This window comes from Parabacteroides sp. ASF519, from assembly GCF_000364265.2.
GTDB lineage: Bacteria > Bacteroidota > Bacteroidia > Bacteroidales > Tannerellaceae > Parabacteroides > Parabacteroides goldsteinii.
In genome coordinates, this window is record NZ_AQFV02000006.1 from 5,436,104 (window position 1) to 5,448,075 (window position 11,972).

The following is an 11,972-nucleotide window of genomic DNA, read 5'->3' on the forward strand; positions in this document are numbered from 1 at the left end:
ATTTAAAATCGATAACCCACCGACAAATTCATTCCCTGCAGGGTAAAGCTGTTTAGGGTATAGGTTGCCAGTTTCTTATTGGCACTGCCGGATATGAATTCGTAGACATCGACGGTATCGCTACGGTAACCAGCCTGTAACCCCACTTCAACATAGAAACCCCGCCAGATCGGTTGAAGCCAGCCCACGGAGATCCCGCCGCCATAGAACAAACCAGTACTGTTATCCTCCAGCTCCTCCTTTATACGTACATTAAAACTCCCATACTGCCCGTACACCCCGGCATACAGTCCACGGAAACGACTGTCGCCCCACAACCACCAGCGCGGTTCTACCTCCAGACAGGTCATGCTGAACAGATTATACTGATCCCCTTTATTGTAAGGCATTGCATAGGCAAACGACACCTGCGCCGAGAAACGCTCCATAAAGTACACCTCCGCTGCCACATTCGCTACCGGCGAATACATCGACCCGTCGGGCAACAAACCGGCAAACAACAATGCATTCGTCTTTATCCCCAATCCGACAGTCCCCAGGAGGAAATGGCTGGCTGGTACAGATTTTGAGACAGACTTCGGCGCCGGTTCAGCCACAGTTTTCACCTTCTTCGTTCGGGGTTGCCCTGCTGTAGCCTTCTGCTTGCCGGACGGTTCCATATCTTCTTCGGAAGAACTTGAAACAACCGACTGCCGCTTCGTTACGACCGGATGTTTCTTTACTTCAACAATCACGCGGTTATCCAGATCGGTACGGGCATCGACATCGAGTTCAAACAGGTCGGGATCGTCCAGGCAGCAGCTTCCCGTCAGATACTCCTGCAAAAAGGTGGCCTGTCTCATCGCCAACTCGCGGGCGGCAGAGTCGTAGCGTTTTGAGACACTCTGAAGCGCTGTCAGTGAAACGGTATATTCGCCTGTTGACAGTTGGTGGCTGCAGTCCGACAGCAACGTGATCAGCTCTTCCAGATTATTGGCCGTTTGCAGCCGTTGGTGATTGATACGTTCCGTTCCTTTGATAAAATGGATAGTGTAGCTCTGTCCGGCAGCTGTAAAGGCCAACAAACAGAGTATAGCCAGCAGTCCGGAGAATCGTGTACGTTGTTTCATTTCCGTATATTATTTGATTGATTGTTGTTTCTTTTCATTGTTTCGCCAGGCTTTTCGCCAGATTGCACGCTCGCTGCAACGATATGGGTTCGGTAGCATCTATTCCGTAGTCGGCCAGACAGGGCAGTTCCAGTTGAATACCAGAGGGAAGAGCATCGAACGATGATGTATCGAGCGACGATAATACCCTTATATTCCGGTCATAGATATAGACCCAAAACACTTCTCTCCCATAATAAAGCCGTGCCAACAAACGTAGGGTCATCCCCGGTCGTGTAATGATAGAGGCCGGAATGACAGTCGCTTTCTTTTTACGCCGGGGCTGCATGACTTTTTTGACAGTCCTTGCAGCGGACGGACGGATAGTTTCCGGACGAGTAGTTTCCGGACTAACTGGAACATGTGCGGGTGGTGGTATAGATTCAGTTTGTAACAGGGATTCCTCCGTGTCCTCCGCATTGTTTGTGTCCTCCGTTTCGTCTGTGGTATCCGCATTGCTCACCTCATCCGATATCTCTTCAGCTACCCAGAAGCAGGTGTCCTCTTCGGCAGGTGGAACAGGCGGGGGATATTGAAAATCGGTTTCCTCCGGTACAGGCTGTTTCGTTTCCTGATTCCAGCTCGATACCCACAGGAAGCCGGCCAACAGCAAAAGGTTGGCTCCCAGCAGTACACCGCCCCAAAGCTTTATTCTCTGTTGTTCTTTCCGGATATAACTCAGTTCTTTGCTCTCTTTCCGGATGTTCTCCGAATTACGATCTTCTTCCCCCATCATTACGGTATGTTTTGCTATTAATACTATCAAATATCCTCAATCGTCCATACGATATTTCCTCCTGCCTCCGGTGTTGCCTTTATCCATAACGGATCAGCCTGGTATGCTTTTTTTGCTTGCGGATTTACTTTTAGCGTACGCTGTCCCGTAATATCCACCCCGCCGAACGTTTCCGCCGGATATTCGGCATCCAGCACCGGAACCACTCCCGTACGTCGGCTGGTTACTATCGACAGCTTCCGGCAATTATAAAAGGCCCTCCGACCGATCATCGCCAGTGTTGCAGGCAGGTCGACTTCCCTAAAGCCCGTATCTTCAAAGGCGCTGGCAGCAATAAACGTCACACCCGAAGGAACCTCCAGTTTGTCAACGCTGGTCGACAAACTCGACAGGCTCTCTTTGAACACCTCCACACCGATTTCCGTCAAACGGCAGTTCGACAGGTCCAGTCCCCCCAACGCCGCACACCTCATAAAGGCACGATCGCCCAACTCTCTCAGGGAAACCGGCAGCACCAGCATCCCTGTCAGGTTTTTGCAATTATAGAAAGCCTCCGCACCGATCGTTGTCAGCGACTCCGGTAAATCAAGCGTTCCCGCCAGATTATAACATTCGCTAAAAGCCCCTTCTCCTATCTGCGACAAATTCACCGGTAATGTCAGTTTTGTCAATGTATTGCATGCCCGGAAAGCATCCTTACCGATCGTTCGCAGGCCGGAAGCCCCTACCAGATCCAGATCGTTCGATTCGCTCTCGGTGAATGCACCGGCAAAGGCACGCTCACCGATCGATTGCAGGCTGGAAATAAAAATATTATCCATCTTCAATCCGGAACACCCTTCGAAAGCCCGGTCGCCGATAACCTGCAACACACGCGCCCCTGAATACTTGAGTTCTTTCAGGCGGCTACCTGCAAAGGCCGCATTTCCTACCGACAACAACCTTTCGGGTAATGTGATCTTCTGCAATGTACGGTTTCCTTCAAACGCACTCTCCGGCAGATTCACCATAGCGACACCGGCCAGGTTTATCTCTTCGACTGCCAGCTCTTTATTGCGCAACGTATTGATATCATCCGCATTGATCCCTTTCTGCGAAACCAAACGGATAGACTTATACCTATCCATCTTTGAGAAATCAATGAACGAAGCCAGTGTTCCCGGCCTGTTCAGTTCGATATAGGCTCCTTCGGTACCACTCTGGTTGATCCGGATCTCCACCGGCTCCTTATCTTCAGGTGCCAGGTGGATCACGGCGCTACGCTTGGCGGTCGCACTATTATCATCCACCCGGAAATGAAGTTTTCCGCCACTGGAATAAATATCATGTACCCAATTTGAAGGCTCTCCGGCATCATAGTCTATCGTTGCCCGAAAAGCGCCCAAATTCACCAGTACAGTTTCTATGACCACTCCCCCTTCCAGCAAATTATACAGGCGGGGAATAAGCTCCGTGTCCGTTACTTTGGCTGCCGCCTGTGTAACGGTAATGGTCGCTTCGACAGGTACGTCGCTCTGCAAGCGCAGGACGATCACGGCCGTACGCGCTTCCGGCCGGGTATTCTCTTCGACCTTAAACCGCAAAGTGCCACCCAGTTGTACACCGGTCGACCCGGTCAACCAGGGAGCGTCTTTCGGCAACTCCACTTCAAAAGGGCCGCTGGCTACCACCGGGATATCGAATGTCTCGCCTGCTACCGCCGCTTCGTACGACTTTATTTCGGGCAGAAGTACATTCTCCCGTCCCCGCTGTACCAGTGTAAAGGTATCGGTCAACAGGGCACCTGTACTTGAATCGTTTATTACCAGGCGTGCCTTGCGCGGCTCCGTCTTAGTGTTGGGTTGAAGCGTCAACCGGATACGCTCCTCCGTCGGCACCGCCTTGCTACGAGGCGGCATGGTAATCCACGAAGCTTTGTCGAGCAGACGCAACCCGTTCGATGTCGTATTCTTCATCAGGGAGAGTTCGTACCGTGTATCGGCGGCTCCCACCGTGTCGCGACTAATCACGAAATACTAGGCTCCGCGTCCGCCCTGCGTTACCGTTACTTTTGAGGAGAGCGTGCCGCTGCTGACAGTCACCGTCGCGGTACGTGCATCATAGGTCGGATTCTCATCGTAGGCCAGCAGCAGCTTCTCTTCTTTCACCGCCTTCGTGGCGGAAGGTTTCAACCAGGCGGCATCGCTCGCAACCTCATAGTCCGCCTTGTTGGTGGCAAGGGTGAACTCCACAGAGCCTGCCGGCCAGGCCACGACAGCCGAGTTGCGGTCCAGTCCCAGTACATCCTGCTGCGCCTGCGACACTTTGATTGTACTGATTTTATGGCCTACCTGTATATCCACCTGCGCGCTTCGTGCCACCGTCGACGTATTGGCGGCCGCCGTCAATGTCAGTTCGTAGGTGCCTGCTCCGCCGCTATCCAGCGAGACAGTCAGCCAGGAACCCGACGAAACAGCCGTCCAGGCATGGCTTGTCGTAACCTTTACCGTCTGCGCTCCGGTGACCTGTGCAAACGACAGGTTTTCCTTTCCCGCTTCAATGCGTGCTGAGTGAGGCAATTCCTCCTGGCACCCAGCCAGCAGCAAGGCGATCAGGAAGATCGTTGCTAGTCGTTTTATATGTTTCATTTCCGATTGATTGTTTTGAGAAGGTCTTTACCGGATTTAAAGCCTACCGTTGTGCGCCCGTAAAACATAGCCGGAGCACCGGTCTTGGGGTTACGTACCGGGCGTGCATTTTGTTTACGGGGAGAAAAGCGGCCGAAACCCAAAAATAAAATATCTTCTTCACGTGCCAGGATTTCGGTGGTGAGTGTAAAAAAATCGTTTACGAATTTGTACATTTCAGTTACCGGCCGGTCGGTACGCTTTGCCAGCTCATTAATAAATTCCGTCTTGTTCATAACTTTATATTTTATGCTATTTTTAAATGTTGTTCATCCAGGCTTCGAACTGTTCCCGATAGCTGTTTATTTCTTCGGGTACGGTTATTTCTATATATTCGTCTCCAACCAATGCGGTCATCCGGCCAGAAAGCGAGAACAGGCTAGCCGCCGGGAAATAGATATAGACAAACTTCACACCTTCGGAAGTACTGCCCCGTATCACTTCCAGCTCGGGAAAAAGCCAGGTAGCGAAATAAGCTGAGTAGCCAAAAGCCATCAGTCGATCTTCTTTCAGGTATAAAAAAATCCTGTCCGTATTGGTTCGTTCCTTTTCCAGAATGGTATCTATTCGGTTCATATTATTTGTCCTTCTGAGGTTAATAGTCTCTAACGCATCTATATTTATAAGAAAAGGTCTTTGCTGCGGAATCCGATTGCGGTGCAGCGGTTGTGAAATCCAGATACCAAGCCTCAACCGCCGTATTCTCCGTGGCGGTCCAATACGGGCTTGCGCTTAACTGTCCGCTGGAATAAATAACATCGATCCCTGCCTTGAACAACCACATCAGCATCATCTCCCGCTGCGTAGGCAAGCGCCAGCCACTGGGAAACTCGTCTGTCTTATAACTAGCACATCCACTTGTGATTGCTGTTCCGTCCTGGCCGAGGTTACTATTTGCCGATGCATTGATTCCCATGGCCGCTGCCCAGCTTACCTCTCCGTCTGGCCCGTCTACCGGAGCAATGATAAAGCGGAAAGGTACTTTGTCATTTACAGGGATATTCTCTCCGTTGCCTTTGTCATGAGTATGGCGGATGGTAGAGCCGTTTGTACCGTCTGCATTCTTTACCAGTAACTTCATGCCCAGAGGCCAAACGGCACTTTCAGACATACCGTAAGAGTAGAATACGGCGTAATTGCTGCCAGGATTGCCAGGGTTGGTCCCTATCAGCTTCTCTTTTCTTAATTCCTGTCCGAAGGCGGTTGCGGCCGGAAGCAGGCTAAGTATAACTGCTGCTATGAATAATCTATTTATCATATATTCTGCTTTAAGGTTCATATCGATACTTTTATTTTGCGGTGTTTCCGGGGAGTAAATCTTTAACACATCTCAGGTAATACAAACCAGATGGAGATTCTCCCTTACTTCGACCGGTCCATATCTTTGTTGCCCATACATCCGTAGCATCAGTAGAAGATGTCCAGTAAGTTGCATTATGCAATGTTTTGAGTGTGCTCGAACCGGATATGTAGATACCAAGCGACTGGCCGAATGAAGGCGTATACCATTCCAGGTTAGCGGAAGTTACCCCTACTCCGTTCAGGTCGATACATTTTTGTATTGCCGGATAGTCAGCTTTCTTATCAAACAGGTCCGTCGTATTCTTCTTTCCGTCCATAAGGCTATTGGCTAATAAGGGCATGGATTTACCATCAGCCAGCCATACTCCATTTCCACTACCTACATCCGATATATAGACTTCGATGCGATTTACGTATCGCCAGGTGACGGTAGTGCGCGTGGCACTAGACAAGTTGCCATACTGGTCATACCCTTGAAGCTTCCCCCGAAGTAACCGGGGATGAACTTAATAACGCGCGAGTCGTCGTCGTTTTCGCCGGTTATGGTGATGTTGTAGGTGTATGCATAGTTGGGTGAGACGCTGTAATCGTCGGTAAAATTACTTCCCAGATGGATCTGGTAGACCACGGATTTACTGATTGTACCGCCAGTAGTCGGTTCGATTCCCATAATCTGCAGATAGGTCGAATTGAAAGGAGCGTTGGTTACCCGCTTCTCCGGGGTTGTAAACGGAACCCCATGATGGAGGTTGACCGGCAAATTCGCGGTGATGGTTGCTGCGTACGATGATGAGGCAGAAAACGATATATCACCCAATGCATACTTGCCATACTCGACAGCATCTCCGGGAAAAGCCGGCGTACGCCCTATCGCATGATAAAAACTCGTCTTAGGGATACTCGCAAACTGGTAGTTCCATACAGAATAACCTTTATCTTGCATCTTATCCCCCAGCTTAAGATTAACCGTCACCTTAGCTGTCGAGCGATAGAGCATAATGTCGGCCTGTGTATTTTCTTTTACAATAATGTCGGTACTTCCGGAAAGGACAGGACGGGAGCTACCGTCGGAAAGACTGAACAATGGGAAGTCCGGTTGACTAAAGTTGATTCCCATATTGTTAAAATACTCCAGGCTGCAACTTCCATCGGTCAGCAAACTATTAAAGGTCTCCAAATCAGCATTTGCTATTACGATAATCCTGTTCTTCTCTCCCGATGATAGAGCCAGCGTAACGGTTTTTACAGAGTTGCCTGAGTAAAAATCAGCCTTAGAGAGTGTGCTTACAGGCTCCGTACCGTCAAACTGAAACACCCAGAAGTTCTTAACTTCGTCCATATCGGCTGCCCGCGTTTCCGGAGTTTTCACCAGGCTTATCTCCATGCCTTTACATACCTCTGTGGAGCTAACGGTCTGGCTACCGGCTTTAGTGTCGGCATCGAGGGGCGATTGCAGGGGTTGTACGTTCAGCGATAAATTTACGGGTACGGACTTGCCACGCTTACCGCCATTAGCGGAAAGTGTGTCGGTATAGGTTTCGTCCGTGCAGGCTCCTAGCAGGAGGAGCAGACTTATTGTGTATAGGATTTGTTTCATGTTTGTATAATGGAATTATTTTTGGGGTTTGGGCTTGTTTTTATCTCTTACGCAACGCACGTAAAAAGATTCTTGTTTAGAAAATTTCTTTGGCCAATAATCCGCTCCGCCTTCTTTTACTTTTACTATAGCATAACATTCCGTAGCGCTAGCTTCCGTAGCACTCCAATACTCTTTGCCATTCATGAGATTGGTAGGATAATTCAACATATAGCATTCGCTAATTCTGGGTAACCGCCAGTCTGTATATCCTCCTTCCCTGAGCTCAGCGCATGCTTGTTTAGCCAGAAGGGTTCCTGTTTCTTCATCTTTCCATGAGATTTGCGCTCCCCCTGCTGCTAAGCTATTGGCAGCCTCTAAAACAGCTTGAAAAGGTTCTTCATTTACAGCCCCTCTATATCTATTACCCAACATGCCGCTTTGGGTCGTAATATTTCTGTACTCCCCGTTATTATTTTCGGCCACTTCTCCCAGATAAGTATGGTATCTATAATCGTTAGGGGCTAATTTTTTAGGAGTCACTTCAGCTTCCTGTGTCCAAAGATCAACAAAACTTAGTGCCTTGGGGGTCACATTCGCCGTCCCTTCTCCCAGCATTGTTTCTTTGATGGTGGCTGTCTGCCAACCGGATAGCGAGAGGTTCATGGCCGAGTTATTGTAAACGATGTGATAGGTGTTGTGCATGCCTTTCCGGAAACCGTAGAGAGTGGTGCTGCCAGAATTATCCTGATTCAGATGCGTTTGCGATAATGGGAAGGTGAGCACTTTTTCTTCCTCGGGAGTGTCAGCGCCAGCACTTTCGAGGGTCGTTACTTCGATCACGATATCGGAGTTCTTTATATCCGGACTCATAACAGGCGGAACAAGGAAATTGAATACAGCAGCTGAGGCGCCCGGTGCACCTTCCGTATCCAAAGCAATGGGCTGCGAACCCAGATCTATCTTCAGCGGTCCGGAAACGCTATTGACTATCTTACCTGTTTTCAGATTCAAATTTCCCTTATTTACAATCGTACCCTGCCCGGCATAGGCGTTTCCGATGTTTACGGCTTTCACTTTCACCGTGTTATTCGATGACAATTGCAACAAATTGATTGTCACCCAGCAGAAAGTGTGGGAGAATTTCAAGGGAATAGAACCCATTCCATCGGTTATGTTCTGCAGATCGGTAGGAGATGATAAATAAAGCAGGTCTGTCCAATCCTTCGGGTCCGTGCTGCTCAGGTCGAAAGGGACGGCGGTGGCGGTAGCATCCGCTGTCCACGGATAATAGCCTTTTATGATGATGTTTTCTCCGTTGTTTGCAGCCAGGGAGATGGAGGTCATACCCGTATTATCGGTATGGGTCCACGTTTGTTTGTTGCCGGACACCGTAAGTGTCGACTTCATATTATCACTCGAACCGTCAGCCAGGGCAGTTCCATCCTCGCGGGTGACGAACATACCGAATAGATGCTGCTTACCCTCGCTGAAGGCTTGTCCCGACGTAATCGTCGGCTGGGGTGGCTGCCCTGCTTTGGTGGAGGGGTTGTCGGAGATGGAGGCGGAAAAGCGCAGTTCGACTTTTGCCGCACCTTCCCCGCCTGCAGGCAACTCGCCATTGTCGCAGGCGGCGAGGTATATTCCCAGCGAGCATACGCCGATCATGGCGCATAGCCGGGTTGCTTTTTCTTTTATGGTCATATCTGTTTGCATATTTACGGTAGTTAGTTCTGTTTTCTTACTTGACGGACGCATCTTACTTTATAGGACTCCGATTTAGACACCAGCTTTATTTCCCCATCCCGGTTGACAGTATAGACCTTGTCGTTTTTTCCCTCGGAGCCAGTCCAATAAGTTTCGCCTGACTCGCCGAGCGAGGTAAAGCCTTTGGAACTGTTGATCGTTACTTTATTCATCCAGAGGAGCATCAGTTCCGAGAGCCGTGGCAGTCGCCAGTCGGACTGTCCCTGTCCGCGGTAGTCCCAGCAGACTTTTTTGGCATCGAGGATACGATCTTCTTTAGGAGCGTCCGCCCGTGTGCTTCGCCATACAACACCTTCAGATGCGTTGTCGGGGGCAATAATCAGTGTTGGGTAGGGGCCTTCCCTATCGAGCGCATCCTGCACATCCACATAGGTACCGCCGTTAGTCACTCCATTGAAGGTATTGTCACGGGCTTCCCCCATCATGCCGCTATAATTTAGAGGAATATACTTCATATTGCCATCATCCGTTTTAAAATGGTCTTTTTTCTTGAGGATAGTAAACGGTTTGCTAACTCCATTTTCAGACATATAATCTGCTACTACGGTCCCGTTTATCCCTTGGAAATTCAATCGCACGAACATATCCGGAGCGGGCGAGTCGAGGTCTTCAGTTTTCCAGTCGACAATATCGGCCGTAAAATCCAGTCCGACCGGCCTGCCCTTGTAGGCTGCCTCAGGAGTTGCGTATCCGGACTGGTTTACGTTGGTGATGGAGTAACGGTAGATATGGTTACGCAAGACATCGTGCAAGGGCACATTTGCCGCGTTGTACTTCTCGGTTGTGAAGTCGATGCGGTAGTAGTTAAGTTTACCCAGGTATGTGCCGCCGATGACGAGTGCCATGCGGTTCTCATGGTATCTATCGTAGACGGTTCCTCCTTTGAGAGTGACTTCGGGGAGGTATATTTCGGCTTTGCAAGAGGTATTGTTTGTTATAGTGTATTCTATGTTAGCACTCTGATCCCCGACCTGCGAAGGGGCGGTGACGGAGGGGATGTCGTTTACATCGTATCCAAAATTGCTTAAAACCGGTATGAGCATATACTTATTTTGAGGTTTGAATACGTAGATTTTTTGCAAATCGAAATTGACACCCCCTTTGTCCCATTCACCGCTTTCCTCCTTATAAGCTCCTACTCCCACGTCCACCCGGGCTACGGCACGCAGCAAGTTGGCGGAGAGTGGTGGCATACCTTCCGTTATTTCCAGTGCTTTGTCGGGGCTGTTACCGGCAAAGCCGAACATCGGTATCCCGTGTTCAGCAAATGCCGGTGCAGCCAACTCCCCACTAGTCAAAGCTGCTTGTACCCCCTCGTATGTCATGCCAATATTTACCAGTGGATAAGGGTTTAGGTTAGCGACCAGGAGCAGCTTCGTATCGGCTGCTCCTGATACGCTTCGACGGAGGCTGAAGCTGAATTGTCCACCGCCACCGCCGCTTACCGGTCTCCCGGTTGCATAGTACTTCAGAAAAAAGGCTCCAGTCTCATCCGCCTGGAACGCAAGTATATATAGGTCATGGATAGAGTTCTCCTGCGTGTCGGTCAACCCTGCTTTGGTGGTGGGGTTTTGCTCGCCTGCGGCGGGGCCTGCCGAGAGGGTGACTGTCATGAGTTCACCCTCTTCGACATCCGGTATTCGCTCATAGTTGCAAGCGCATAAGAAAAGGGCGGCGCACAGGGCGGCAGCCTTTCTTAGTTTCAACAGGTGTGAATGTGTCGTGTGCATATCTTGTTTGTTTTTTATCTGAATGATTCTTCTATATCTTCTATGTCTTACGGGTAAGTTACATCGACGTCGCTCGATATCCAGCCGGGCGGTTTTACCTCTGCGCTGCCGTCGGCATTGAAAGCGATCGTCAGCTTCAGCTCCTGGCCTGTCACGGGGACGAGGGGGCGCCGGGTGCTTGTTTGCGTAAGTTCTTTCAGCAGCATCCCGTTGTGATAGATGCCGACCTTTATCCCTTTGTCATCGGGCGGGGGGAAGACACGGAAAGAGGGGATGATGTATTCTTTGCGGGAGTTGAAGGAGCCTGTAACCCGGTGGATGGCAGAGCCTGCGGTGGTCCCTTCGAAGTCGATGCGGGCGGCCGTACGGCTCACCTCGACGGTGTAATCGCCGTCTGTCGTGCCGGTGGCTCTGGACAGTCCGCTGATCGTTATATGTATCGACGCCGTGGCGGGCCGCATTTCCATCGTGAAGGGGGCTCCGCGGGCGATCGTTTTGTTGTCTGTGTCGATGGCTCCCCTGAACAGGTCGGGAGGCGTGTTGAGGTATTGCGTTTCAGCCTTTACGGACGAAAGCGGTGTGAGGGCGAGATATGCTCCGTCGAGCAGGTCGCCTGGTTGCAGCGTCGGAAGCCTGAGGCTTTTGTCGTTGCTGTTACCCCATGCTATGTAGTGTAGGGGCCGGGGGAAGGATAGTCGAGCGAGATGGTCTCGCCGATCGTGCCGGTGGCACGGTTGATCAGTTGTTGTTGGTCGTCAAATACAAACAGTTCTATCTCGCGGATGGCGTCGCCATCGGCAAGCGAAGTGCCGTGGAAGCTGAGCTTAAACTGCCTTTTGCCGGGCAGGCCATCCCTCCAGCAACCTGCGACCGTAAGGAAGAGCACGGCCAGGAACAGCAGCAACAGGTGTTGCAACCGCCACAGGGAGGAACCGGGATATGTGTGTTTGTTTTCGTTCATCTTATTCTTTATTTACAGATCGCGTATACCGGCTGTGATACCGGAGGGTGAGAGGAAGACCTGTCGGAAGCGCCATGACAGTATGT

13 protein-coding genes are annotated in these 11,972 nt (G+C 50.4%); all 13 read right to left on the reverse strand.

All coding sequences use genetic code 11. The features are described 5' to 3' along the window. Window positions 1-2: 2 nt before the first annotated feature. From C825_RS21770 to C825_RS21830, 13 genes are read right to left on the reverse strand one after another with little or no spacing between them, the layout of a single operon-like run. Complete coding sequence (locus C825_RS21770) at window positions 3-1,109, reverse strand: DUF3575 domain-containing protein (protein WP_010800162.1); 1,107 nt, start codon at window positions 1,107-1,109, stop codon at window positions 3-5. A gap of 34 nt (window positions 1,110-1,143) precedes the next feature. Further along, window positions 1,144-1,884: a hypothetical protein gene (locus C825_RS21775; RefSeq protein ID WP_228100128.1), complete on the reverse strand. Its 741-nt coding sequence runs from the start codon at window positions 1,882-1,884 to the stop codon at window positions 1,144-1,146. Window positions 1,885-1,910: 26 nt separating this feature from the next. Continuing rightward, complete coding sequence (locus tag C825_RS21780) at window positions 1,911-3,893, reverse strand: leucine-rich repeat protein (RefSeq protein ID WP_121719517.1); 1,983 nt, start codon at window positions 3,891-3,893, stop codon at window positions 1,911-1,913. A 6-nt stretch (window positions 3,894-3,899) separates the two neighbouring features. Then, window positions 3,900-4,511 carry a BACON domain-containing protein gene (locus tag C825_RS21785; protein ID WP_010800165.1) on the reverse strand — a complete coding sequence of 204 codons (612 nt, stop codon included), beginning with the start codon at window positions 4,509-4,511 and terminating at the stop codon, window positions 3,900-3,902. Next, window positions 4,508-4,786 carry an HU family DNA-binding protein gene (locus C825_RS21790; protein WP_010800166.1) on the reverse strand — a complete coding sequence of 93 codons (279 nt, stop codon included), beginning with the start codon at window positions 4,784-4,786 and terminating at the stop codon, window positions 4,508-4,510. The genes C825_RS21785 and C825_RS21790 overlap by 4 nt, the downstream gene beginning before the upstream one ends. A gap of 22 nt (window positions 4,787-4,808) precedes the next feature. Continuing rightward, on the reverse strand, window positions 4,809-5,126 hold the full coding sequence (locus tag C825_RS21795; protein ID WP_010800167.1) for a hypothetical protein: 318 nt from the start codon (window positions 5,124-5,126) through the stop codon (window positions 4,809-4,811). 19 nt (window positions 5,127-5,145) lie between these two features. Next, window positions 5,146-5,808 (reverse strand): Lcl C-terminal domain-containing protein, encoded by a 663-nt coding sequence (locus tag C825_RS21800; protein WP_228100127.1) that lies wholly within the window; start codon window positions 5,806-5,808, stop codon window positions 5,146-5,148. A gap of 31 nt (window positions 5,809-5,839) precedes the next feature. Beyond that, window positions 5,840-6,304, reverse strand: coding sequence for a hypothetical protein (locus C825_RS21805; protein ID WP_250690612.1), 465 nt, complete (start codon window positions 6,302-6,304; stop codon window positions 5,840-5,842). Next, complete coding sequence (locus C825_RS21810) at window positions 6,262-7,449, reverse strand: DUF4906 domain-containing protein (RefSeq protein WP_250690613.1); 1,188 nt, start codon at window positions 7,447-7,449, stop codon at window positions 6,262-6,264. The genes C825_RS21805 and C825_RS21810 overlap by 43 nt, the downstream gene beginning before the upstream one ends. Window positions 7,450-7,464: 15 nt before the next feature. Beyond that, on the reverse strand, window positions 7,465-9,144 hold the full coding sequence (locus tag C825_RS21815; RefSeq protein WP_010800170.1) for an Lcl domain-containing protein: 1,680 nt from the start codon (window positions 9,142-9,144) through the stop codon (window positions 7,465-7,467). 11 nt (window positions 9,145-9,155) lie between these two features. Then, on the reverse strand, window positions 9,156-10,925 hold the full coding sequence (locus tag C825_RS21820; protein WP_010800171.1) for an Lcl domain-containing protein: 1,770 nt from the start codon (window positions 10,923-10,925) through the stop codon (window positions 9,156-9,158). A gap of 47 nt (window positions 10,926-10,972) precedes the next feature. Beyond that, window positions 10,973-11,593: a FimB/Mfa2 family fimbrial subunit gene (locus C825_RS21825; RefSeq protein ID WP_350339015.1), complete on the reverse strand. Its 621-nt coding sequence runs from the start codon at window positions 11,591-11,593 to the stop codon at window positions 10,973-10,975. Continuing rightward, a complete protein-coding gene (locus C825_RS21830) occupies window positions 11,590-11,886 on the reverse strand; it encodes a hypothetical protein (protein WP_250690614.1) in 297 nt (98 codons plus the stop codon). The genes C825_RS21825 and C825_RS21830 overlap by 4 nt, the downstream gene beginning before the upstream one ends. Between the last annotated feature and the right edge of the window lie 86 nt (window positions 11,887-11,972).

Bases quoted from the DNA above. Each gene is read 5' to 3' on its own strand.
- C825_RS21770 (WP_010800162.1), bottom strand. From the start codon at position 1,109: ATGAAACAACGTACACGATTCTCCGGACTGCTGGCTATACTCTGTTTG.
- C825_RS21775 (WP_228100128.1), bottom strand. From the start codon at position 1,884: ATGATGGGGGAAGAAGATCGTAATTCGGAGAACATCCGGAAAGAGAGC.
- C825_RS21785 (WP_010800165.1), bottom strand. From the start codon at position 4,511: ATGAAACATATAAAACGACTAGCAACGATCTTCCTGATCGCCTTGCTG.
- C825_RS21790 (WP_010800166.1), bottom strand. From the start codon at position 4,786: ATGAACAAGACGGAATTTATTAATGAGCTGGCAAAGCGTACCGACCGG.
- C825_RS21795 (WP_010800167.1), bottom strand. From the start codon at position 5,126: ATGAACCGAATAGATACCATTCTGGAAAAGGAACGAACCAATACGGAC.
- C825_RS21800 (WP_228100127.1), bottom strand. From the start codon at position 5,808: ATGATAAATAGATTATTCATAGCAGCAGTTATACTTAGCCTGCTTCCG.
- C825_RS21810 (WP_250690613.1), bottom strand. From the start codon at position 7,449: ATGAAACAAATCCTATACACAATAAGTCTGCTCCTCCTGCTAGGAGCC.
- C825_RS21815 (WP_010800170.1), bottom strand. From the start codon at position 9,144: ATGCAAACAGATATGACCATAAAAGAAAAAGCAACCCGGCTATGCGCC.
- C825_RS21820 (WP_010800171.1), bottom strand. From the start codon at position 10,925: ATGCACACGACACATTCACACCTGTTGAAACTAAGAAAGGCTGCCGCC.
- C825_RS21830 (WP_250690614.1), bottom strand. From the start codon at position 11,886: ATGAACGAAAACAAACACACATATCCCGGTTCCTCCCTGTGGCGGTTG.